Source organism: Flavobacterium sp. MAHUQ-57, from assembly GCF_051908335.1.
Classification (GTDB): domain Bacteria; phylum Bacteroidota; class Bacteroidia; order Flavobacteriales; family Flavobacteriaceae; genus Flavobacterium.
In genome coordinates this window covers 1,242,676-1,266,649 of sequence record NZ_JBPZTE010000006.1, presented here as the reverse complement: position 1 = coordinate 1,266,649, position 23,974 = coordinate 1,242,676, and the positions used below count along the sequence as shown (strand labels likewise).

Annotated in this window: 26 protein-coding genes; 7 read left to right on the top strand and 19 right to left on the bottom strand. The window is 34.9% G+C overall.

The features are described 5' to 3' along the window. Positions 1-244: 244 nt before the first annotated feature. The 5 genes from tpiA to ACS8MM_RS06180 are packed head-to-tail and all read right to left on the bottom strand — an operon-like array spanning position 245 to position 3,605. A complete protein-coding gene (tpiA, locus tag ACS8MM_RS06200; protein ID WP_379714198.1) occupies positions 245-994 on the bottom strand; it encodes a triose-phosphate isomerase in 750 nt (249 codons plus the stop codon). Positions 995-1,001: 7 nt separating this feature from the next. Then, positions 1,002-1,514: a TlpA family protein disulfide reductase gene (locus tag ACS8MM_RS06195; protein ID WP_379714196.1), complete on the bottom strand. Its 513-nt coding sequence runs from the start codon at positions 1,512-1,514 to the stop codon at positions 1,002-1,004. Between the two features lie 2 nt (positions 1,515-1,516). Continuing rightward, the gene (locus ACS8MM_RS06190; RefSeq protein ID WP_379714194.1) at positions 1,517-2,614 is read right to left on the bottom strand and encodes a BT_3928 family protein; all 1,098 of its coding nucleotides are present in this window, start codon (positions 2,612-2,614) and stop codon (positions 1,517-1,519) included. Positions 2,615-2,617: 3 nt separating this feature from the next. Further along, positions 2,618-3,064: a GNAT family N-acetyltransferase gene (locus ACS8MM_RS06185; RefSeq protein ID WP_379714191.1), complete on the bottom strand. Its 447-nt coding sequence runs from the start codon at positions 3,062-3,064 to the stop codon at positions 2,618-2,620. A 1-nt stretch (position 3,065) separates the two neighbouring features. Continuing rightward, complete coding sequence (locus ACS8MM_RS06180) at positions 3,066-3,605, bottom strand: DUF1599 domain-containing protein (protein ID WP_379714189.1); 540 nt, start codon at positions 3,603-3,605, stop codon at positions 3,066-3,068. Between the two features lie 77 nt (positions 3,606-3,682). Between ACS8MM_RS06180 and folP the strand changes: the two genes are divergently transcribed. Further along, entirely contained in the window at positions 3,683-4,504 is an 822-nt protein-coding gene (gene folP / locus ACS8MM_RS06175; protein WP_379714187.1) for a dihydropteroate synthase, read from the top strand. Here the strand turns inward: folP and ACS8MM_RS06170 are convergent. The 8 genes from ACS8MM_RS06170 to ACS8MM_RS06135 form a co-directional block, all read right to left on the bottom strand. Next, a complete protein-coding gene (locus ACS8MM_RS06170) occupies positions 4,501-4,899 on the bottom strand; it encodes an acyl-CoA thioesterase (RefSeq protein WP_379714185.1) in 399 nt (132 codons plus the stop codon). The two genes, folP and ACS8MM_RS06170, sit on opposite strands and share 4 nt — an antisense overlap. Before the next feature lie 8 nt (positions 4,900-4,907). Further along, positions 4,908-6,668, bottom strand: coding sequence for an ABC transporter ATP-binding protein (locus tag ACS8MM_RS06165; RefSeq protein ID WP_379714183.1), 1,761 nt, complete (start codon positions 6,666-6,668; stop codon positions 4,908-4,910). Next, on the bottom strand, positions 6,655-7,410 hold the full coding sequence (gene truA, locus ACS8MM_RS06160) for a tRNA pseudouridine(38-40) synthase TruA (RefSeq protein ID WP_379714181.1): 756 nt from the start codon (positions 7,408-7,410) through the stop codon (positions 6,655-6,657). The genes ACS8MM_RS06165 and truA overlap by 14 nt, the downstream gene beginning before the upstream one ends. 105 nt (positions 7,411-7,515) lie before the next feature. Beyond that, a complete protein-coding gene (locus ACS8MM_RS06155) occupies positions 7,516-8,076 on the bottom strand; it encodes a hypothetical protein (protein ID WP_379714179.1) in 561 nt (186 codons plus the stop codon). A gap of 97 nt (positions 8,077-8,173) precedes the next feature. Next, the gene (locus ACS8MM_RS06150; protein WP_379714177.1) at positions 8,174-8,752 is read right to left on the bottom strand and encodes a Maf-like protein; all 579 of its coding nucleotides are present in this window, start codon (positions 8,750-8,752) and stop codon (positions 8,174-8,176) included. After that, a complete protein-coding gene (locus ACS8MM_RS06145; RefSeq protein WP_379714175.1) occupies positions 8,742-9,665 on the bottom strand; it encodes a geranylgeranylglycerol-phosphate geranylgeranyltransferase in 924 nt (307 codons plus the stop codon). The genes ACS8MM_RS06150 and ACS8MM_RS06145 overlap by 11 nt, the downstream gene beginning before the upstream one ends. Then, positions 9,665-10,192, bottom strand: a complete 528-nt coding sequence (locus tag ACS8MM_RS06140) for a KdsC family phosphatase (RefSeq protein WP_379714173.1) — start codon at positions 10,190-10,192, stop codon at positions 9,665-9,667. The genes ACS8MM_RS06145 and ACS8MM_RS06140 overlap by 1 nt, the downstream gene beginning before the upstream one ends. After that, a complete protein-coding gene (locus ACS8MM_RS06135) occupies positions 10,176-10,937 on the bottom strand; it encodes a Rossmann-like and DUF2520 domain-containing protein (protein WP_379714170.1) in 762 nt (253 codons plus the stop codon). The genes ACS8MM_RS06140 and ACS8MM_RS06135 overlap by 17 nt, the downstream gene beginning before the upstream one ends. Before the next feature lie 143 nt (positions 10,938-11,080). On the opposite strand from ACS8MM_RS06135, the gene ACS8MM_RS06130 reads away from it, so the two are divergent. The 3 genes from ACS8MM_RS06130 to ACS8MM_RS06120 all read left to right on the top strand — a co-directional run bounded on the left by ACS8MM_RS06130 (position 11,081) and on the right by ACS8MM_RS06120 (position 15,386). Continuing rightward, positions 11,081-11,521 carry a hypothetical protein gene (locus ACS8MM_RS06130; protein WP_379714168.1) on the top strand — a complete coding sequence of 147 codons (441 nt, stop codon included), beginning with the start codon at positions 11,081-11,083 and terminating at the stop codon, positions 11,519-11,521. Positions 11,522-11,666: 145 nt separating this feature from the next. After that, positions 11,667-14,789 carry a cytochrome c biogenesis protein CcsA gene (gene ccsA / locus ACS8MM_RS06125; protein ID WP_379714166.1) on the top strand — a complete coding sequence of 1,041 codons (3,123 nt, stop codon included), beginning with the start codon at positions 11,667-11,669 and terminating at the stop codon, positions 14,787-14,789. A 3-nt stretch (positions 14,790-14,792) separates the two neighbouring features. After that, the gene (locus ACS8MM_RS06120) at positions 14,793-15,386 is read left to right on the top strand and encodes a glutathione peroxidase (protein ID WP_379714163.1); all 594 of its coding nucleotides are present in this window, start codon (positions 14,793-14,795) and stop codon (positions 15,384-15,386) included. A gap of 25 nt (positions 15,387-15,411) precedes the next feature. Here ACS8MM_RS06120 and ACS8MM_RS06115 read toward each other — a convergent pair whose 3' ends face one another. After that, on the bottom strand, positions 15,412-16,488 hold the full coding sequence (locus ACS8MM_RS06115) for a serine hydrolase domain-containing protein (protein WP_379714161.1): 1,077 nt from the start codon (positions 16,486-16,488) through the stop codon (positions 15,412-15,414). A gap of 76 nt (positions 16,489-16,564) precedes the next feature. On the opposite strand from ACS8MM_RS06115, the gene ACS8MM_RS06110 reads away from it, so the two are divergent. Further along, the gene (locus ACS8MM_RS06110) at positions 16,565-17,002 is read left to right on the top strand and encodes a lipocalin family protein (RefSeq protein ID WP_379714159.1); all 438 of its coding nucleotides are present in this window, start codon (positions 16,565-16,567) and stop codon (positions 17,000-17,002) included. Beyond that, complete coding sequence (locus ACS8MM_RS06105; RefSeq protein ID WP_379714156.1) at positions 16,983-17,279, top strand: DUF721 domain-containing protein; 297 nt, start codon at positions 16,983-16,985, stop codon at positions 17,277-17,279. Before ACS8MM_RS06110 ends, ACS8MM_RS06105 begins: the two co-directional genes overlap by 20 nt. Before the next feature lie 91 nt (positions 17,280-17,370). Here the strand turns inward: ACS8MM_RS06105 and ACS8MM_RS06100 are convergent, their stop codons facing one another. The 3 genes from ACS8MM_RS06100 to aceB form a co-directional block, all read right to left on the bottom strand. After that, entirely contained in the window at positions 17,371-17,796 is a 426-nt protein-coding gene (locus ACS8MM_RS06100; RefSeq protein ID WP_379714153.1) for a hypothetical protein, read from the bottom strand. A 128-nt stretch (positions 17,797-17,924) separates the two neighbouring features. Continuing rightward, positions 17,925-19,202 carry an isocitrate lyase gene (gene aceA / locus ACS8MM_RS06095; protein ID WP_379714151.1) on the bottom strand — a complete coding sequence of 426 codons (1,278 nt, stop codon included), beginning with the start codon at positions 19,200-19,202 and terminating at the stop codon, positions 17,925-17,927. A gap of 79 nt (positions 19,203-19,281) precedes the next feature. Next, positions 19,282-20,862, bottom strand: coding sequence for a malate synthase A (aceB, locus tag ACS8MM_RS06090; protein ID WP_379714148.1), 1,581 nt, complete (start codon positions 20,860-20,862; stop codon positions 19,282-19,284). 143 nt (positions 20,863-21,005) lie between these two features. Here aceB and ACS8MM_RS06085 point away from each other — a divergent pair, with 143 nt between their 5' ends. Beyond that, positions 21,006-22,484: a helix-turn-helix domain-containing protein gene (locus tag ACS8MM_RS06085; protein WP_379715006.1), complete on the top strand. Its 1,479-nt coding sequence runs from the start codon at positions 21,006-21,008 to the stop codon at positions 22,482-22,484. Between the two features lie 48 nt (positions 22,485-22,532). On the opposite strand, the gene ACS8MM_RS06080 is transcribed toward ACS8MM_RS06085, so the two are convergent. After that, positions 22,533-22,952 (bottom strand): nucleoside-diphosphate kinase, encoded by a 420-nt coding sequence (locus ACS8MM_RS06080; RefSeq protein ID WP_379714146.1) that lies wholly within the window; start codon positions 22,950-22,952, stop codon positions 22,533-22,535. A gap of 72 nt (positions 22,953-23,024) precedes the next feature. Beyond that, positions 23,025-23,846 (bottom strand): formylglycine-generating enzyme family protein, encoded by an 822-nt coding sequence (locus ACS8MM_RS06075; RefSeq protein ID WP_379714143.1) that lies wholly within the window; start codon positions 23,844-23,846, stop codon positions 23,025-23,027. Between the last annotated feature and the right edge of the window lie 128 nt (positions 23,847-23,974).

Sequence of the window (23,974 nt, the reverse complement as noted above, 5' to 3'; positions counted from 1 at the left end):
TTTTCTGTTTTGATGAAGCATAGTTTTCTTCTGATCAGTATTTAAAAAGTATGTCAAAAAAATATTTTTTTTAAATTAAACACGCCTTTTGTGTTTAATTTAATTTTTTTTTAAAAAAGACACAGTTTTTGTGCTTAAAAAATTGTTTTTAAAAATTAAACACGCGAAAAATCCATACGGCTTTAGTAAAAGGGCAAAAAAAATCCTGACGTTGTATCAGGATTTTCTATGTTGTTTTTATTTTTTAAATTCCGTTGATGATTCCGATGAAGTCATCAGCTTTTAGTGATGCGCCGCCAATCAATCCGCCGTCAACATCTTCTTGCGAGAAAATTTCTTTGGCATTGTCCGGTTTAACACTTCCGCCATACAAGATGGATACGTTTTCGGCAACTTCTTTTCCGTAACGTTCCAAAATGGTTTCGCGGATGAATTTGTGCATTTCCTGTGCTTGTTCAGGTGATGCCGTTTCTCCAGTTCCGATGGCCCAAACTGGTTCGTACGCCAAAATGATATTGGTCCATGCACTTTCGGGTAAGTGGAACAAACCGTCTTTCAATTGGTATTCCACCACGTTGAAATGTTGTTTGTCCTGACGGTCTTTCAATTCTTCACCAAAACAGAAAATAACTTTCATTTCGTGTTTTAAGGCCGTGTCGACTTTACTTGCCAATAAAGCATCCGTCTCATGAAAATAGGCGCGGCGTTCCGAATGTCCTAAGATTACAATATCGACACCAATACTTTTCAACATATCTGCAGAGATTTCTCCGGTAAAAGCACCGCCTTCAGCCTGGTGCATATTTTGAGCCGCTACTTCAATAGCTGTAAATTCTGTATGATCTACCGCAGAAGCCAAGTTTACAAACGTTGGTGCGATGATGACTTTAGCATCGGTTTCGGGTAATTTATGAATCAATTCGTTGATTAAATCTTCAGTTTGTTCGGCATTTTTGTTCATCTTCCAATTGCCGGCTACAATTTTTTGTCTCATGTTCTAATTATAATGTTTTTAAAAGACTGCTCACTTGCTCATGATCGGTTTCGATAGCTCTGTATAACGCTACTTTTCCGGTTTTGTCAATAATAATGTATCTCGGAATCCAATCCAAGTTGATTGCTTTTCCAAAGCTGCCTTTCATTCCGCCATCCATTAAATAATGGTCGCCTTTCAAGTCGTGCTTCTCAATTCCTTTCAACCAAGCTTCCGAAGTCTTATCAGCCGAAAGAAAAACAAATGCCGCTTTTGGGAATTCGGTTTGCAATTCTTTTAGTTTAGGCATGTTTTTTACACAATCGCCACACCATGAAGCCCAAGCTTCGATAACAATTGGCTTGCCTTTGTGTTTGTTGATAATGTCTTGAAACAAGATTTCTTTTCCGTTAACATCTTTTAGTTTTGATGTGAGTGCTTCAGTAGAAAAACCTTCTTTTTTCCCTATTTGTGCTTTGGTATAAGCAAAGCTTACTATTGCTAATACTGCAACGGAGAGAAGTGCTATTACTTTTTTCATAGTTATAAATTTATGTTGTCAATATCGTTGTAATGTGCTTTTTGAGTGATAGTTCCTTTGTTAATCACCACAATGCTTGGATTGGCTCTTTCGATGGTTTTAATCGTTGTTGGATCACAGAAATAGAAATCAAAAGTAAAACCATATTGTTTTTTAAATTTCTCAACGGTAGCTGTATCTGAACCGGTTACGGCTAAGACATGATAGCCTTTCGCTTTCGCTTTTTGATAAAAAGTTTCCAGTAATTGCAATCCTTCCGGTTTTGATTTGTCCAAATTGTATACCGTGAAGAAAATTACTTTTGCTTCATTAAGAATATCGTCTTTATAATCGCTTCCCTCTTTTTCCAAACCAAAATCATGAATTGGTGGTACATATCCTTCTTTGATTAGTTTGTCAATACGGTCAATAAACTTCGCGTTCGGAGGAATGTTCATTAATTCTTTATCTGAAAATTCTTTTTTTACACCGTTTACTTCGTAAATGAATTTCATTTCGTATTCCGATTTTGGCGCGCGTTCCGGAATTTCCATTCCTTTTTGGATGTTTTTGCCTACGGCATACGCTCTAAAATCGATAACCGGTAAATGATGCAGGACATGGTAACCCAAATAACAGCTTAAAACAATACTTGCAATCGAAGTAATTGCAGCAAATTTTGTACCGAATAATGGTGTAATGTATTTTCTTCCGAAGAATAAAATCAGAATGAAAACCAATAAAACCACATCTTTAGTGAAAGATTCCCATGGTGTCAATTTCAAAGCATCCCCGAAACAGCCACAATCTTTCACTACGTTGAAATAAGCAGAATAGAAAGTCAGGAAAGTGAAAAATAGAATCAATCCCAACAAACTCCAAACCGTGAATTTCGGTTTGTAACCCACCAGAAGCATAACCCCTAAAACCACCTCCAAAATAACTACAAACAAGGCCAAAGCCAGTGTGTAAGGTAAGAGAAATGGTAAGTTGAATACGGTTTCACCAAAATATTCATCCAGTTTATACGAAAATCCAACTGGGTCATTCAATTTGATTAATCCCGAAATGATAAATAAAACGCCTACAAACAGACGTGAAAAATGTACTAAATATTTCATTCTTTACTTTGTATTTATTTTGGACCAGTCTTCTTTGGTCATTTCAAATTTGATTTCTTTACTGCCGTTTGTTCCCGCTTCTGTCCATCCGGCTTTGCGGTAAAATTCTTCGGCTCTAGTGTTAAAGGCAGTTCCTAACCATACTTTTTCATTCGTTTGGCTGAAATACCAATCCATCATCATTTGATGAAGTTTTCGTCCAATTCCTTGTTTTTCGTATTTCGGATCTAGGAATAAAGCCCAGATATTGTTTTCTTTCAAATCGGCAATAGCAAAACCGACAATCGTTTGGTCGATTTCACAAACCCAACCTTTTCCGCGTTCGAACATAAATTCTTCACAATCATGATTGGTTACCAATCCCGGATCAGAAAGTGTATTTTCCGTAACTGAATTTCTAACGATCTGAATTTGATCAATATCTTCACGTCGTGCTTCTCTGAAAATCATTTTACTTGTGCTCTAATAAGATTAATGCAAATACTGCATAATTAATCATGTCTTGGTAATTGGCATCAATACCTTCCGAAACCAATGTTTTGCCTTTATTGTCTTCGATTTGTTTAACACGCAATAGTTTCTGAAGAATTAAATCGGTTAACGAACTCACTCGCATATCACGCCAAGCTTCACCATAATCATGGTTTTTGGCTTCCATTAAATCTTTTGTCAGTTGTATTTTTTCGTCGTATAATTTTACAGCTTCTTCCACATTCAAATCGGGTTGGTCTGCGACACCTTTTTCCAATTGAATCAAAGCCATGATAGAATAATTGATAATACCAATGAATTCTGAAGCTTCTCCTTCATCTACTTTTCGAACTTCATTTTCTTGTAACGAACGGATACGTTGCGCTTTGATGAATATTTGGTCGGTTAGTGATGGCAAGCGTAAAATGCGCCATGCACTTCCGTAATCTTGTAATTTTTTGGCGTATAAATCACGACAAATTGAAATGATTGCGTCGTATTGTTGTGAGGTGTTACTCATTATTAAATTATATTTGTATCAAGTTTGTCCAAAAATAGCCTTTTTTTGTTTACAATTTATTTAAAAAAAGTATAAAAATGACCATCAACTGTAAAGGAAACCTGATTGATTTAACAACACCCAAAGTGATGGGGATTTTAAATGTGACTCCCGATTCTTTTTATGATGGAGGAAGGTTTTCTTCCGATGCCGTATTGTTGCAACAAGTTGAAAAAATGCTGGTTGAAGGTGCTGATTTTATTGATGTTGGCGGACAAACAACAAAGCCATCTGCCGATTTGATTACTGCGGAAGAAGAACTGAAAAGGGTAGTGCCTGTAGTAGATTTAATTCTGAAAAATTTTCCTGAAACGTTACTTTCTATTGATACTTTCCATGCAAAAGTTGCCGAAGAAACCATTACTGCCGGAGCAGCCTTGATTAATGATGTTTCGGCTGGAAATTTGGATGAAAAAATGCTGGAAACAGTTGCAAAACTCCAAGTTCCCTATATTATGATGCACATGCGAGGTACTCCACAAACGATGCAGCAACTAACGGATTATAATGATTTGGTTAAAGAGATACTTTTCTATTTTTCAGAAAAAATTACCCAAGCCCGAAGGCTGGGAATTAATGATTTGATTGTAGATCCGGGATTCGGGTTTGCGAAAACAGTCGTGCAAAATTTTGAATTGTTTTCCAAACTGGAGTTGTTTCAAATGTTGGAATTACCTGTTTTGGTTGGTATTTCCCGAAAATCGATGATTTATAAAACCTTGGAAACAACCCCAGAGAATGCTTTGAACGGCACGACGATTTTAAATACGTTAGCATTACAGAAAGGAGCTAACATTATAAGAGTGCATGATGTAAAAGAAGCAGTGGAGTGTGTGAAATTGATGAGTCAATTGGGTTAACTCAAAAATCCTTGAATCTGTGGTATAGTATCTGGTGCCACCGGTCTTCCATTTTTAATGGCTACTCCCGTTACTTTAGCCGATAAAATTGCTTTATTGTCTGAAAGACGGATGATATCCTGATGGAATACGACTTTTAAATTGCCTTCTTTTTCTGCAGCAACTTCAATTTTGAATTTGTCACGGCTCACCAAAGAGTTTTTGAAATTCATTTCGATGGTTTTTACGACTAACATTATATTGTTTTGTGCAAAATCGACAAAATCAATGCCATGGTGATGTAAAAATTCATGGCGTGCATGTTCTAAATAATTTTGGTATACTGAGTTGTTTACAATTCCTTGTACGTCTAGTTCGTAATCTCGTACGTCTAATTCAATTGAATATTTTTCCATTTTTTAGTTTAGTTGATTTCTTCTTCGTGATTGACAAATTGCGCTTCATACAATTTACGGTAATAACCTCCGGTTTTCTGTAAAAGTTGCTGATGCGTTCCTTCTTCGACAACGATTCCTTTGTCTAAAACAACAATTCTGTCGGCATTGATAACAGTCGCTAATCGATGTGCAATAACTATCGAAGTTCTGTTTTTTGTAAGTGTTACTGTAGCTTTTTGGATTAGTTCTTCTAAATACGCATCAATCGATGAAGTGGCTTCGTCTAAGATTAAAATGCTGGGTTGACTTACATAAGCGCGTAAAAAGGCAATGAGCTGGCGTTGCCCAGAGGATAACATATTACCTCTTTCTTTTACATCGTAATCGTAATTGCCGGGTAAACTCATAATGAAATCATGCGCACCAATTTCTTTGGCAGCTGTAATGACTGTTTCCCTTGTAATACTTGGATTATTGAGCGTGATATTGTTATGAATGGAATCAGCGAACAAGAAAACATCTTGTAAAACTACTGCAATTTGTTTGCGTAAACTTGCTAACGAAAAACGATTGATATTTTCATTGTCGATACAGATTTCACCCGATTTGATATCATAAAAGCGATTCAATAAATTGATAATGGTAGATTTTCCAGCCCCGGTTGCTCCCACAATGGCTATAGTCTCTCCTTTGTTGATGGATAAGTTGATGTTTTTCAAAACATCTTCATTCTCTTTGTATCCGAAAACCACATTTTTAAAATCAATTTTCCCTTCAAAATGCGGTGCTTCCAAAGTGCCGGAATCTTCGGTATGGTTTTGAGTATCCAATACTTCAAAAACACGATTTGCAGCAATCATTCCCATTTGCATCTCATTGAATTTATCTGCTATTTGACGCAATGGTGTGAAGAAAATGGAAATATACATGGTATAAGCAAACAAATCTCCAAAAGTGGTGAAGGTATCGTTGTTGAGAATATTGATCCCTCCATACCAAATGATTAAGCTTAATGTTAATGCAGAAACAATATCAGCAATGGGAAAAAAGATGGAGTTGTACCACACGTTTTTGACCCAGGCTTTTTTGTGTAAGTAATTGATTTTTTTGAAATTTTGGTATTCGGTTTCTTCCCGAATAAACAATTGCACGATTTTCATACCCGAAACACGTTCTTGCACAAACGTATTCATGTTGGCAATTTGCGTACGCACCTCTTCAAAAGCGGCTTTCATTTTTATCTGGAACACGCGAGTTGCATAGATTAGAATTGGCATAGCCGCAATTACGATTAAGGTCAGTTTCCAATTCATATACAACATGAACCCTAGTACAACTATCATTTTAAGTAGGTCACTTATGATCATAAACAAACCTTGGCTAAAGATTCGTGCTATGGCTTCAATATCAGAGACTGCACGTGTAACCAGCTTACCCACAGGTTCGTGGTCATAATAATTCATTTTGAATCCACTCAAATGTTTGAATAGCTTGATTCGGATATCTTTGATGATGTCTTGGCCTAGCCAATTCGCCCAAAATACAAAATAAAATTGGGCAAGCACTTCCAATAATAGGGTAGTTCCAATAAGACAAATGAATAAAGTTAATCCTTCTTGGTTCTTAGATTGGATGTGGTGATCGACAGTGTATTTTAATAAGTAAGGGCGTAATGCTGCGAAAATAGAGAGTAAAATAGCCCATACAATTACACTGCGATACCTCCATTGGTAGGGTTTTGTGTATTCTAAAATTCGTTTGAATAATGTCGAATCAAATGCTTTCATTCTCCTTATTGATGTATGGATACTTTATATTGGTTAAAAATAGCCCTTGTGCCGGAACAGAAAAACCTGCTTTTTTTCGATCTTTACTTTCTATGATTTTTATAAAATCCTCTATATTGATTTTGTGAAGACCAATATTTACTAGTGTTCCAACAATGGCTCTTACCATGTTACGCAAAAAACGATCTGCCGTGATGGTAAAGATAAGTGTATTATTTTCTTTTCTCCAATACGCTTCGGTGATTTTACAGTTATAAGTAAAAACATCCGTGTTTGATTTTGAAAAACATTGGAAATCGGTGAAAGTAGGTAATAATTTTGCGGCTTCATTCATGGCATCCAAATCCAATGGTAATTGATTGAACCAAGAAATTTCATTTCCAAAAATATCCTTTTTGGTTGCGATATGATAATGGTAGGTTCTGGATGTAGCATCAAAACGGGCGTGAGCATCATCGTGTACTAGAATAATATCGTAAACGACGATATCTTTCGGTAAAAAAGAATTGGCTTTGTAGATTAGCTTTTGTTTATCGATTATTTTATCAGTATCGAAATGGCCATACATTTGTGAAGCATGTACGCCAGTATCAGTTCTACCGGCACCAACAATTTCAATATCTTCTTGTAATAAAGTGGAAAAAACCTTGTTTAAAGTTTCTTGAACGGAAATGGCATTGGGTTGGTATTGCCAACCATGATAATGGGTTCCGTTGTAAGCAAATTCGATGAAATACCTCAATTTGAAAATCTTTTTGCAAAGATAAAATAAAACAATGGGGTTTAAAATAATAAAAGAGAGAACCTAAGTTCTCTCTTTTCTATTTATAGTTGTTTTAAAAGAAGTTTAGTCACGTCTTCCATTTCCTCTACCATGTCCTCTTCCGTGACCTTGGTGGTTGTCATTTCCTCTATCGTGTTTTTTGTAATGTCCATTTCCTCTTCCGTTACCACGGTAGTATCTGTCATTGTCGTAATTTCTGTCTCTGTGTGCTACAGCTACATAGTTACTTCTTCTGTTATCGTATCTTGGTCCGTAGTATTCACGACGATAGTTACGGTAATTATCTCTCCAATAATGTTTGCGGTGGTAATCAAAATGAGTCCAAGGCGTTCCACCTCTGTAGTCAATAACTACACGGTGACCTCTATTGATATCATATCCGTTACAGTATTCTGGTAAATAACGAGAACGACACCATCCGCTAGGACCATAGTAAACATAAACCGCATCATAGGTATCGTAATAACATTCGATTTCTGGTAAGTAAACGTATTGAACTCTGTCATCGTAATGATCGCACCACGTTGGACGAGAACCGATGTTTAAACTCACTGATACTTGTGCATTCGATTCCAGGGCAAATAAGACTAAAAATGCTCCGAATATAAATTGTAACTTTTTCATATTATTTAGTTTTAAGTTATGGATAATAGCTAAACGTGAACGTTTGATAATTAGTATCCAATTACTGTGCCAAAAAACAATATGAATTGCATTTGAATTAGAATTTTAACAGATATTGGTATACCTTTTCGGTGGGTAAACCAACCACATTTGTATACGAACCTTCTATTTTTGAAATGCCAACAAGTCCTATCCAGTCTTGGATTCCGTAGCTTCCGGCTTTGTCAAGTGGTTTGTAATTTTGGATGTAATATTGAATCGCTTCCAGGCTTAAATCAGCAAAGGTAACTTTTGTAATATCGTAGATGATTTCGCTCTTGTTTTTAGTTTTAAAACAGACTGAAGTAACTACTTCATGTGTTTTTCCTGATAATTGTTGAAGCATTTTTATAGCGTCATCTTCATCTGTAGGTTTTCCCAAAGCTTCATTCTCTAACCAAACTAAGGTATCACTGGTAATGAGTAATTCGTTTTCGGCTAAATCTGTAAAAGCATCCGCCTTGAGTTGGGCTAAATAATTGGTGATATTGAAAGATTGCAGGTGAGGTGGAAAGATTTCTTCAATTTCTTTTAAGCGAATTTCAAAATCCAAATCCAAATCTTTGAAAAACTGTTGGCGTCTTGGTGAACCAGAAGCCAAGATGATTTTATACTCTTTAAATTTATTATGAAGCATAGTATTTCATGTTTAATCCGATTACTCCAATGGCAATGATTCCGAAGAAAATAACAAACTTTAATACGGTACTCAAATGATTGAACTCCTTTTTACTTCGTGCTGACGCTATTTTAATCATAAAGTAAAATAAGGGGCCAATGATGAAGCCTAATATGTATACGGTTGCAAATTCTAATTTGAATAAGTTAGTATAAGTATAATATAAAATCAAACCCACCGGAATTAAGGTAAATACCAGCAGTAATTTGGCTGTCCTAGAAACTCCTAAAACAATGGGTAACGTTTGAATGCCATTATTGTAATCGCCTTTGATGTCTTCCATGTCTTTTACAATTTCTCGCATGAAGTTAATGATAAAAGCAATAATTGAAAAATCAAGTAAAATGGAAAAGATAATTTGCATTACACTCCTGTTTTCAAAAGTAATGGCAGGATAAATGTCGAAAAGCCCAATAATTATTATACTAAAAGCAAGTAAAAAAGAAACTACTATGTTTTTAACCAAAAGAATTTGTTTGAAGTTGGTAGCATAGATGTAAAGTAAGGCGGCACATAGAATAAAAACGGTGACGAAATTAGGTTTTTGAATGGCATTGGAAAGATAAAAGCCAATGCCAACTCCTATAATGGTAAAGCCAACATACAGGTTATATGCTGTACTTTCGGAAATTGTCTTTCCGACTATATTTCCCGAAGATTTGTTTTCTGCATCGGCATTCTGATCATTGATATCGTTAATGATATAACCACCAGCAGCTATACATACTGTTGCTATAACCAATAAGTAGTATTGCCAGTCTTGAAGAAAAAGCCACGCATTTTGGAATTTAAGAAAGCCATGCAGTACCACAAGTTGCATCAAGGCAATAAGTAATAAATTTTGATAGCGTATTAATTGTAAGTATTTCATTAGTCAAATTTACCGTTAAAATAAATATTCCATTTTTCCTGAACTTTCATAACTTGTTCGATAACATCACGTACAGCTCCTTTACCTCCGTTTTTGTGTGAAATATAATTGGATATTTCTTTGATTTCTGGAGAAGCATCTTGAGGACATGTAGGTAATCCTACTAATTTCATTACATGGTAATCAGGAATATCGTCTCCCATGTAAAGAACTTGCTCGGGTTTGATGTTATAAACATCTATGTATTCCTTAAAGGTTTCTACTTTGTCGGGTGATCCTAAATGTATGTCTGTAATTCCTAAATTACGTAAACGAATGCGAACTCCTTCGTTGCTACCGCCGGAAATAATGCAAACATGATAACCGCTTTCGATTGCAGCTTTCATGGCAAATCCGTCTCTGATATTCATTTCGCGTAACATTTCTCCGGTTTGCGAAACGTGAACTGTTCCGTCTGTTAATACACCATCAACATCAAAGATAAATGTAGTGATGTCGTTCATGATTTCTTTATAGCTTTTTGCCATTATCAATTATTGATTTTGTGAGTAGTTTGTAAATCTCTTTTTGTGTTTCATTTTGAAGAAAATGCAAATGTGCATTGATGGTTGTGGTATCATTGCGCTTTGCTGGTCCGGTTTGAGCTTCTTCAGGCGAAAGTGTTTTTATTTTATTGGCTGTTTCTTGAATTAGCGGATATAATATTTCAAAGGGAATATTATTTTCTTTACAGATTTCGGAACCTAATTGATATAGGTGGTTGACAAAATTACAGGAAAATACTGCCGCAACATGTAAGGCTTTTCGTTGTTCGGAGTTTATGTTGAAAATTTTATCAGAAATGGAATGTGCTATCTTTTCCAATAAGTGGTAATCTTCCTGATTTTGTGTTTCCAAACAAATAGGTATTTCTTTAAAATTGACCGATTTGTTTTTTGAGAAGGTTTGCAATGGATAAAAAACGCCCTTTCGATTTTTTGAATCCAAATTAGTAATCGAAATCGTACCTGAGGTATGAACCACTAATTTGTTTTTGTAAGGAATTTGTGCGGAAATGTTTTCAATCGCATCATCAGTTACAGAAATAATATAAACATCTGCTTCTAGAAGTGAATCAATGTTGTTTGTAACTCTTTCATAATCAATTAAATGAGATATATTTTTTGGATTACGTGCGAAAACCTGCTTTACTCGGGCTGTTGTGTTTTTTTCAAAAGCCGAAATAAGATGTTGTGCTACATTTCCGGAGCCTAAAATTATTACCTGAATCATTCGGCTAAAATAAGAAAATTTAAAAATTTAACTACAATTCATATTCTATTAACAATATGTTGTTAATAATCAAATGTTTGAAATTGTGTTTTATTCAACAAAAAAATTATATTTGCGACAACCAATTCCTTAAATGTTATACCATGAAAAATGTATTTATGTTAGCGTTACTATTAATCAGTAGTTTAAGTTTCGCACAAATTAAAGTATTGCCAACAACTCCTTTGGAAAGATTAGGGAGAGTAGGGACAAATGATGTTTATGTTCAGAAAGAAGGAAGTCAGTATACTTTCTTTTATAAAGACATGGAAAACACTGATGACACTTCAATCAAAAACTTCTCATTTAAAAATGTAGAAGGAGATTATGACAATTTGTACAAAATCATCATGGATGGTTTCAATGCGTCTCCGATGTACGATATTAAATTGGAATTGCCAAACGATTATGTGTGGTTACATTACACTAAAGCAACGAACAAAGCAGTTGTACAGTTTATGACAACTAACAAGGTAACTTCTTCAACAGGAATTTCACAAATGTTGAGTGTAGAAGACGTTAAAAAATTATTCGAGAGAAGTTAATTTTCTATATTTGATTCAAGACAAAAGCGAAACTATATGTTTCGCTTTTTTTATTCTTAAAATCTCCTTAAAAAACAAAGTCTTTTCAGTTTTAAAAGAAACTAATTAAGTATTTTTGTGACACTTAAATTAGCATTCCAAAACAATGGACAAAAAAATATTTTCTTTTCTTTTCTCAACTCGATTAATGGCTGTTTTATTTATTGTTTTTGCAGCAGCCATGGCAGCAGGAACCTTTATTGAAGACGCATATAATACAGACACCGCAAGGATTATTATTTATAATTCTTGGTGGTTTGAAGCTATCATGTTTTTCTTTATGTTGAACTTTTTAGGAAACATCAAACGTTATCAATTGTTCAAAAAAGAGAAATGGGCAACTTTGATTTTACATTTGTCATTCATTTTAATTTTAGTCGGAGCTTTTGTTACGCGTTACATTAGTTATGAAGGGATGATGCCAATCCGTGAAGGAGCAACAGAAAATCAAGTTTTTTCAGACAAAACATATTTAACCTTGTATGTTGATGGTCAGCATCAAGGTGAAATGAAACGAAAAACAATTGAAAAGCAATTGTTGTTATCAGGTGCAGTCGATAACCATTTTGTGGATAAATATCAATTCAGTGAAATCCCTTTTCAAGTGGAATTGGTAGATTTTATTATGGGAGCGAAAGAAACGATTAAACCTGATGATAAAGGAATCTTATTTCTAAAAATGGTAGAAGCTGGTGGTGGTGAGCGTCATGAACATTATTTGAAAGAAGGTGAAGTACAAAGTATTCATAATATCCTTTTTGCGTTGAATAAGTATACACAAGGTGCTGTGAATATTACGATTAACGAAAAGGAATCCTCTATTGAAACGCCATTTGATGGTAACTTCATGCGTATGGCGGATCAAATGAAAGGGAATGTAGTCAAAAATACAAAAGCTGATTTAATGTATCGTTCGTTATATAATGTTGGAGGAAGTCAGTTTGTTTTTCCAGAAGCTGCAATTAAAGGGGTGAAAGAATACAAATCAAACGGCAATTATAAAGATCAGGAAACTGATGATGCTTTGGTGTTTAAAATATCCAACCAAGGAAAAGAAAAAATTATTACACTTTTGGGCTCAAAGGGAAAGGTAAGTGAACCACAGGCTTTTACATTGGGTGATTTGGAATATACAGTGTTTTTTGGAAGTAAAGTATATGATTTACCTTTTAAAATAAAATTGAATAAATTCATCGCGTCAAAATATCCTGGTACTGAAAAAAGTTATTCTGCTTTCGAAAGTCAAGTAACTATTTTGGATGAAAAACCATTTGATGCGCGTATTTACATGAATCATATTTTAGATCATAAAGGCTATCGTTTCTTTCAAGCGGGTTTTGATCCTGATGAAAAAGGGACTAAATTGTCTGTAAACCATGATTTTTGGGGAACTACAATTACTTACATTGGGTATTTTCTGTTATACTTTGGAATGATGGCTATTTTATTTGCTAAGCATACACGATTTGATGATTTAAAACAGAAGCTGGAGAAAGTAAAAGCTAAAAAAGCTAATTTGTTGTCAATCATAATAATGATGTGTTCTTTGAGTGGATTTTCACAAAATCATGCGCACAAGATTCCAACGGAACAGCAAATTGATTCTATTTTAAAGCGTTACACTGTACCCGTTAATGAAGCTGAGAAGTTCGGAAGATTAATCATTCAGGATGAAGGAGGACGTATGAAGCCTTTAAATACGTTTTCGTCTGAATTACTACGTAAGGTAAGTAAAAAAGACACCTACAAGGATATGAATTCCGACCAAGTGTTTTTGTCTATTACTCAATTTCCACAAGTTTGGTATGAAATTCCAATTATTTTTGTGCAAAAAGACAACGATAGTATTCATAAGTTATTAGGTATTGAAAAGAAAACTAAATATGCTAAACTAATCGATTTTTTTGACGAAAAAGGGAATTACAAACTGTCACGTCAAATAGATAAAGCCTACAAAGCAGCTGTTCCTAATCAGTTTGAAAAAGATTTTATTGAAGCCGATAAGAAAGTAAATTTATTATACTCGGCGATCTCAGGACAAATTTTGAAAATTTTTCCAATTCCGAATGATAAAAACAACAAATGGGTTAGCTTTTTAGAAATCAATCAGCCGACAGGAACATCGTTAGATACTATTAAAAATGTGTTGCCTTTTTATCTGAATTCATTGGATAAAGCTTCTGTTTCTAAAGATTACAAGTTGGCTAACAGCTTGGTTACTGGTATCGAAAAATATCAGAAAAAATACGGGGCAAAAGTGCGTCCTTCAGACAAACAAATCGATTTAGAGATTAAGTATAATAAATATGATATTTTCAAAAAGCTTTATAAGTGGTACTTATTGGCAGGACTTTTAATGTTTGTATTTGTTATAATTAATATTTTCAATAAAAAGAAATGGGTGAATATTTCTGTGAAATTCTTCCACGTAGTTTTAGGATTATTATTTGTTTTACATACTCTTGGTTTAATAGCTCGTTGGTACATTTCTGGTCATGCACCGTGGAGTAATGCCTATGAATCGATGATTTATGTGGGATGGTCAATTATGTTCTTCGGATTGGCCTTTGGAAGGAAATCAGCTTTGACGGTTGCTTCGACTGCATTTGTTGCCACTATGATATTGTGGGTGGCTAATCTAAGTTGGATGGATCCTCAAATTGGTAACTTACAGCCAGTGTTGAATTCTTATTGGTTAATGATTCACGTTGCAGTGATTGTAGGTAGTTATGGTCCTTTTGCATTAGGAGCAATACTTGGTTTAGTCTCACTTGGATTGATGTTATTTACCAATGAAAAAAATAAAAAAGTAATGGATTTGAACATCAAGGAAATTACATACATCAACGAAATGGCTTTGACTGTCGGTTTGGTAATGTTGACTATTGGAAACTTCTTGGGTGGACAATGGGCTAATGAAAGCTGGGGACGATACTGGGGTTGGGATCCAAAAGAAACTTGGGCGCTAATTAGTATCATGGTATATGCTTTTGTAATTCACATGCGTTTTGTTCCCGCCTTGAGAGGTAAGTTTATTTATAACTTTTTGAGTGTATTGGCTTTTGCATCGGTTTTGATGACTTACTTCGGTGTAAATTTCCACTTGAGCGGCTTACATTCATACGCTTCCGGTGAAAAACAGAATGTGATTATTTATTTATACGTTCTGATTGGATTTTTAGCTTATTCAGGATTAGTCTATTTCAGATACAGAAAATTTAAAAAATAAAACATGAAAAATAGTTTTGTAATTTTAAGCTTACTTTTGGTCTTAGGCTGTCAGGGTCAAGAAAAGAAAAGTAAAAACGCAACAAGTAATAAAACAACTAAAAAGGAAATTATGACTGCAACTACAATTTACCAATTTAAGGTCAAAGATATTGCTGGAAACGATTTTGATTTGGCTTCGTTGAAAGGAAAAAAAGTAATGATTGTGAACACGGCTTCAGAATGCGGTTTGACACCTCAATACGAGCAATTGCAGGAATTGTACACCGAATTCAAAGACAATAATTTTATTATCATTGGATTTCCTGCGAATAACTTTGGAGCACAAGAGCCGGGTAGTAATGAGCAGATTGCAACATTCTGTACAAAGAATTACGGAGTAACTTTCCCAATGATGGAGAAAATTTCTGTTACCGGGGACGACACACATCCGTTATATCAGTTTCTAACTCAAAAAGCAAAAAACGGTTTGGAAGACAACGAAGTGAAATGGAACTTCCAAAAGTATTTGATCAATGAAGATGGAACTTTGGCTAAAGTTATAGGGCCGCAAACGCTACCTATTGATGAGGTGATTACCAATTGGATTAAATCCTAAGAATTAAAAATAAAAAATAAATGCGCTATGGAAATAGCGCATTTATTTTTTGCCAGAGTATTTCGTCAAAATCGGAAAGTGCCATATTGCTTCCGTCTGCGGCGTCACCCATACGTATGATGACCATTTTTTTACTGGGTACAACATATATTTTTTGATCATTTTTGCCTAAAGCCATGAACATGTCGTTTGGTGCAGAAGGGATAATACTGCCTTGAAATTCAAATTGAGAATTAGGTAAATGATAGGATGTTTTTCCATTCAACCACCATAAATAGCCATAAGCCAAATTGATGGTTTGTGATGTAGAAGTAGCTTCGTTAAAGTAACTATCATTCAGTATTACTTCGTTGTTCCATTTTCCTTTGTTTAATGCTAGTAATCCAAATCGAGCCATGCTTCTGGTGTCGCTGGAGTAAATTCGTAAGCCATCAGCATTATTAAACCAGAATCCAGTAGTACTCATTCCGATTTTATCTCGTAGTTTACTATTGAAATAAGCATTCCATGTTTGTCCGGTTGCTTGTGAAACTACATCTTGTAATTTAACATACACGTTGTCGTAGGCCCACCGGCTTCCTGCGTTTGCCTTGTATATCAGATTGCTCGGATCCACTAAGTCGGCATTGTATTCGTCATCCAATCCGGATGTCATAGATAATAAATGTCTACAGGTAATTAAATTCTCTTGAGCTAATGATGCACTGGTCCAGCCGGTACCAAGATACGTTGAAACTTTGTTGTTGATAGAAAGAGAACCATCCTGTTGTGCAATTCCAGTAAGTGTTGCAGTAAGTGTTTTTCCAGCACTTGCCCAATACCAAACGGATGATGCATTATGACCATTGAAATACTCTTCCATAACAATTTTGCCATTCACTAAAATGATGAATGATTTGGTGTGTTTAGTGTTAAGATAGTCTTTTAATGGTTGAACGGCACTCTGATTCCATCCTAATGAAGAAATGGTTTTGGTTTCCCATGTTGATCCGGTTAGAGGCGGAAAATACATTGCTTCTTCAGTGGGTGAGTTTTCTGTTTCTTCATTCCCACATCCAAATAAGCTTAATGCAGCGATAATTACATAGTAAAAAGATTTCATTTCGATTGGTTTAGTTATTTCAAATTTAGACTATATTTTTTCAGAAAGGTTTAATCGAATGTCTTAATTTTACAACATGAGAAAAATTATAATAATACTGTCGGTTCTGTCTGTTTTTTCGTGTAAAGAAAAAGTGGCTATCGGGAATGTAGGAAAAATAATTGGGTATTGGCAAATTACTAAAGTGGAAAGTGCTGATGGTAATGAAAAGGAGTATCCAGTTAATGAAAATTATGAATATTTCGACATCAAAAATAACATTGGATTTCATAAAAAAGTACGCTGGCAACCCATGGGAACTTTTTTGGTTGATGATTTACAGGAAAAAATGACAGCTACCGAAAGAGATGGAAACCTGGTGTTGAATTTTTCATCTGAATTTGGAAAACGTACTGAAAACGTAATTCAGTTGACGGATAGTTTGTTGGTGCTGGAATCTCAAGAAGGCGCCGAATTTTATTATAAAAAAGTAAATGTAAACCGATTACCAGAGTATGGCAAAAAGGCTGAGTAACGAAAGTTCCATTGGGGATATTTTAAAAGAAATCATTGAAGCCAATAAATTAGACAAAGGCTTGAATCAGATTTCTGTGGCTGATGCATGGAAAAACCTTATGGGTAATGGAGTGAATAATTATACTCGTAATGTATTGCTGAAGGGATCTGTTTTATATGTTGAACTAACTTCTTCGGTTTTGCGTGAAGAATTAAGTTACGGCAAAGACAAGATTATCAAGATGATTAATGAAGAATTGGGCAGGGAAGTGGTAAAAGATGTGGTCTTAAGGTAACTTTGATTTTATAAATATTCTTTAGTTGTGAAACTTATAATTTGTTTATAGTACTTCATAGTATCAATTGAATGATATTTGTTGTTTTTGCTTAGTCTTCAATTGTTTTGCCTGCAATTATAAAGTCGAATATTCCACAAACGAAGTACACTAATGGAAAAAGGAAAGACATAGGATTAACTTTACCATCAAAATAATCAAAATCATCTGCGAAGTCATAAAATAAGGGTAAAGAGATAGCTATTGAAATTAGACCTAATATATAATTAAGGAAATGATGTTTCTTGGCATAGTAGGAAAATATATTGATTGTTGATATACTTTCGAATATTGTATGTAGAACCATTGCAAAAATGATGTATTTGCCATAGAGGAAACGTTCAGAATCAGGATCTATTTTGTCATTGAAAAGTTGGACGCCATTTTGGAAATAACTGTAGATGTTAATTACTGATAAAAGTAGAGCGCTAAATTTTAGTATAGAAATGAGTGTATAACACTTTCTGAATAAATTCATTGTATTAAATGGTTTCGGTTTTTTTATGTTGATTTTTGAAATTAAAAGTATTGAAAAATAGTTAGAAGTCAAAATTTTTTAAAAAAAATGCCCCGAATTCCGGGGCATTTTTGCACTAACCAAAAAAATTAGAATTGCGCTGTTTCTGTAGAGTCTTTCATTGCAACTGTTGATGCTAATCCTGCAGTAACCGCATTCTGAACTTCGTCGAAGTAGGTTGTACCTACAAAATTTTGATGTTTTACCGCTCTGAATCCTTCAGCTTGTAACGCGAATTCTTTTTGTTGTAATTCCGAATAACCCGCCATTCCTTTTTTCTTGTACGCTAAAGCCAATTCGAACATTGAAGTGTTCAATGCATGGAATCCTGCCAAAGTGATGAATTGGAATTTGTATCCCAATGCGGCTAAATCTTCTCTGAATGTTTCCATTTCTCCTACTGATAATTTTGCAGCCCAATTGAAGGATGGAGAACAGTTGTATGCCAATAGTTTTCCTGGAAATTGTGCGTGAATGGCTTCGGCAAATTTTCTAGCTTCAGTAATATCCGGTGTTGATGTTTCTAACCAGATTAAATCGGCATAGGGAGCATAGGATAACCCGCGGCTAATTCCTTGTTCCAAACCGGCATTTACATAGAAGAAACCTTCCGGAGTTCTTTCACCTGTAATGAATTCTCTGTCTCTATAGTCAACATCGCTAGTAAGTAAGTTGGCTGCATCTGCATCGGTACGTGCCACAATTAATGTTGGAACATTCATAACGTCGGCAGCCAAACGAGCGGCAATCAGTTTGTTGATAGCTTCTTGAGTGGGTACCAATACTTTTCCACCTAAATGCCCACATTTTTTTGCAGAAGATAATTGGTCTTCAAAATGCACCCCTGCTGCACCCGCCTCAATCATCCCTTTCATTAATTCGAAAGCATTTAGGTTTCCACCGAAACCAGCTTCTGCATCAGCTACAATTGGAACTAAATACTCTTTTTTATTTTCTACCTTATTTACCGATTGAATTTGATCGGCACGTAATAAAGCATTGTTGATTCTTTTTACTACCTGCGGTACGCTGTTGGCTGGATATAATGATTGATCTGGGTACATTTCGCCTGCTAAATTAGCGTCTGCTGCAACTTGCCAACCACTTAGATAAATAGCTTCCAATCCGGCTTCTACTTCTTGAATGGCTTGATTTCCTGTCATTGCACCTAATCCGGCTACCCAGTCCTGAGAATGTAATTTTTTCCATAGTACTTCAGCGCCATGACGCGCAATGGAATGTTCAATTTGATAAGAACCTTGTAATTCCACTACTTTTTCGGCAGTGTAAGGTCTTTCAATACCTTTCCATCTTGGGTTTGTTGTCCAATCCGTTACTAATTGTTGAATTCTTTCTTCAGTTTTCATAATTTTGTTGTGCTTTAAATAGTTATTGTTAATTATTTGAATGTAAGCTGTCAGATGTTGCCGCATCTGACGGCTTTTTTTATAAGTATTTGTAGGCTATAATGGTTAAGAAATCATCTAACTCTTTTCTTAACGACATTTCAGTGAATAAATCAGCAGCCAATTCATATCTTCCTTTTGTAAATCGTTCTACGCCAACTTCTTCTTTTATTTTTAGTAATTCTAATTCAGTCAATTGTTCTAAGGCATAAGGAGTGAATGTTTTTCCATCCTCTAGTTGGATGCCTTTTTGTAGCCAAAGCCAGATTTGTGTTCTTGATATTTCTGCGGTTGCGGCATCTTCCATTAAATGATACAATGCCGCAGCTCCAACACCACTTAACCAAGATTCAATATATAAAATGGCGATATTGATGTTTTTTTGAATACCCTTCAAAGTGATTGTTCCTTCAGGAATTTCTAATAATTGCTTTTCGGAAATACTCAATTCATTTCGTTTAATGTGCATTTGGTTTTTAGTGTGCATGTTGTCGTTGAAAACTTTCATAGCTACAGGCACTAATGCTGGATGTGCAACCCAGGTTCCGTCATGTCCATTTTTCACTTCACGTTCTTTGTCTGTAATGACTTTGTTGAATGCTACTTGATTGGCTTCTTCGTCATTCTTTATCGGAATTTGTGCTGCCATTCCTCCGATTGCCAAAATATTGCGTTTGTGACAAATTTGGATAACACGTAAAGAGTATGCACTCATGAACGGACTTGTCATTGTAATCTGGTCTCTTTCGGGAACTATGAAGTCTTTATGATTTTTTAGTTTTTTGATGTACGAGAATATGTAATCCCAACGACCACAGTTCAATCCAGCAATATGTTCTTTTAGTTCATAAATGATTTCATCGAGTTGGAAACTGGCGGTGATGGTTTCTATTAAAACAGTTGCTTTTATCGTACCTTGTTTGATACCTAAATAATCTTGACTAAAAACGAAAACATCATTCCACCAACGTGCTTCTTCATAATGTTCTAGCTTGGGTAAGTAAAAATAAGGGCCAACACCTTTCTCAATTAGGTTTTGTGCATTATGAAAGAAAAACAAACCGAAATCTACCAAAGATCCGGAAGCCAATTCTTCTTCAAAAGCGATGTTTTTTTCTTCCAAATGCAATCCGCGTGGACGAACCAGTAATACTGCTGTTTTTTCGTTCAAACTGTATTTTTTACCATTTTGCTCAAAATCTATCGTTCTGTTGATGGCATCGCTTAAGTTTTGTTGTCCTTCCATTAAGTTGCTCCATGTTGGTGAGCAGCTATCTTCGAAATCGGCCATGAACGTTTTGGCGCCTGAATTCAATGCATTGATGACCATTTTTCGATCAACCGGTCCTGTGATTTCCACTCTTCGATCTAATAATGCTTCTGGAATTTTAGCAGCTGTCCATGCTGTGTTTCTGATGTTTTTGGTTTCCAAAGGGAAAATTGGTGTTTCTCCCGAATTGAAAATCTCTTGCTGGATTTCTCTTTTCTCCAAAAGTGCAATTCTGTCCTTATTGAATTTTTTATGCAATGCTTCCAAGAATGCAATTGCTTCATCGGTTAGGATATTGGCATAAGTTTCTTGGTTGTTTACTTGTGCAATTTTAGTTAATGCTATTTCCATGTTTAGTGGTTTAGTTGTTTTCTGCGAACAAACTTATAAAATTAATTTTTACAAAACAAGCGAACGTTCGCAAAATATTTTAAAATTGCAAAATTCATTAAAAGTCATATCTTTGTTTGAAAGTAATAATTCCAGTATTTATAATGATTGAAGAAGAATATATTCGTTTGATTTTCGGATTGAAGATGAAGCAGATGCGGACAGAAAAAAATCTGTCTTTATTTGGTTTGGCCAAAATGACCGGTTTGTCGAAATCCTATCTAAATGAAATCGAGAAAGGAAAGAAATACCCCAAAAGGGATAAAATTCTGTTATTGGCCGAAGCATTAGAATCGAATTATGATCATTTGGTTTCCTTAAAACTGGATAAAAACCTTGCTCCAATCGGTGAAATTCTACAATCCAATATACTAAAGGAAATTCCGCTGGAACTTTTCGGAATTAAAGAAAGTGATCTGATTGATATTATCGCCGAAGCTCCTGTAAAAGTCAATGCTTTCATTAGTACACTTTTTGAAATTGCAAAACATTACAATTTAACGCGTGAAAGTTTCTTTTTGGCAGCGTTGCGATCGTACCAGGAAGCCAATAATAACTATTTTGATGAGATTGAAAGTCAGGTGGAAAAATTCGCGAAAGCCTATTCCATAGATTTGAATCAAAAGCTCTCCGTTACTGAATTGGAAGAAATTCTTACTGAAGAATACGGTTATACCATCAACAATGAAGAATTATCGCAACACAAAGAATTAATTAATTTGCGTTCGGTTTTTGTGCCTACTTCCAAAACGTTGTTGGTCTCTTCTGAAACCGATGAATCACAGCGTTTATTCATTTATGCTAAAGAAATCGCTTATAATTATTTGAATATTACCGATCGTTTGTATACGTTTTCTTGGATTAAATTTGAACGTTTTGATCAAGTATTGAATAATTTCTTGGCTTCTTATTTTGCTGGAGCGTTATTAATTCCGAGAAAACCATTGGTGAAAAAATTGAAAGCTTTTTTTGAAAAGAAATCCTTCGATGCCATTGAATTTCAAAATTTAATTGCTGAATATACCGATTCGCCTGAAACGTTTTATCAGCGTTTAACAAATATATTGCCAAAGGATTTCAATCTTAAAAACCTGTTTTTCCTTCGCTTCAGTTATAAACCGGAACGAAATGATATCAAACTGACCAAAGAATTGCATATTACCAATCTATTGGAGCCACATGCTAATGAAAGTTATGAGCATTACTGTAGAAGATGGATTTCATTACAAACCATAAAAGAAATTCCGAATCTTGAAGTAGATCATTTGTTTGATAGTCAGATTTCCTCCTACACCCATAGTGGTGTGGAATATTTTACCATGTCATCGGCTACAAAAGATCCGTTTAGAACGGGTTATTACAGAAGTATTGGTTTTGGTATCATGATTACACCGAATTCTTCTTCCAAAATCGCTTTTCTAAATGATGAAAAAGTGAAAAAAAGGGAAGTAGGAGTTACTTGTGAATCGTGTAGAATTGCCGATTGCGCCGAAAGAGTTGCGCCACCAAAAACCGTGGAGAAAAAAGTTCGATTCGCCCAAACCGATGAAGTGGTTCAAGGGATTTTTGAAAAATATAAGTAATAAAAAAAGCCGCTCAATTGAACGGCTTTTTTTATGATATATGTTGGATTAGAACATTTCTCTTCCTGCAAAGTGGAAAGCACCTTCGATAGCTGCATTCTCATCAGAGTCAGAACCGTGAACTGCATTCTCACCAATTGAAGTAGCGTATTTTTTACGGATTGTTCCTTCAGCAGCATCAGCTGGGTTAGTAGCACCGATTAAAGTACGGAAATCTTCAACAGCGTTATCTTTCTCTAAGATAGCAGCTACGATTGGACCTCTTGTCATGAATTCTACTAATTCACCAAAGAAAGGTCTTTCTGAGTGAACAGCATAAAATTTTTGAGCATCTGCCACAGTTAATTGTGTTAATTTTAAAGAAACGATTCTGAAACCACCTTCAGTAATCATGTTTAAAATTCCACCGATGTTCCCTTTTTCAACCGCATCCGGTTTGATCATAGTAAAAGTTCTATTACTTGCCATTTTTTCCTTTTTTAATTTGGGTGCAAAAGTATAACTTTTTAATCAATCTGAAAGAAAAGTTGTAAGGATATTTTAGTTGATGCTTCTAGCCAATCTAAATCCATAAAACTCGTTTGTTTTATTTGGATCAGTACTAATTCTGTTTGCTGTTCTCAAGTAATTTTCCTGACTGTCCCATGAACCACCTCGTACCGATTTTTTCTCACCACGAATAGGGCCTTTTGGATTGTTGCTGTCTTCAATTTTGTAATAATCTTTATTGTACCAATCCCAACACCATTCCCAAACGTTGCCACTCATGTCATAAATACCTAATTCATTAGGTAGTTTTGTGCCAACTGCATGTGGCTTTTTTTCACTATTTTTAATCCACCATGCAATATCATTGGAGTTATTTGATCCAGCAAAAGCATTTCCTTTTGATTTGTTTCCTCCTTTGGCAGCAAATTCCCACTCAGCTTCTGTTGGTAAACGATAGCCGTCAACTGTGAAATCGCATTTTACATTAGGACCTACCATAGTGTATGCTGGTTTTAACCCTTCAATTTTACTTAACCAGTTGCAATATTCAATAGCTTCATACCAAGTAATGTTAGTAACCGGATTGTTGTCATTCCAACCCCAAGTTGGAACTACAGGCATTTTTTTCTTTGTTTTCTTGCAATAGTCCTTCCATTCCCATACAGTAACTTCCAATTTGTTGATTTGGAATGCGTTTAGTTTTACTTCATGTTGTTTTTGTTCGTCATTTTCAGCAATACGATTATCATCTTTGGAACCCATCATAAAACTTCCTCCGTTAACTTTTACCATTTCTAGTACAGGATTCCTCAATCTGTAAAAGGATAGTAAAGTCATTGATGCAGCGCCGATGAATAGTAGTTTTCTTGACATTTTTTTGTTTGTTAGTTTGTTTGTTAGTTTGTTTTTGTTGTGAATTGTTATTTCAAATCGGGCGCAAAAGTAGACTTAAAATTAAATTATGATAATTTTTGATTGCCATAATCGATTAAATGTGAAGA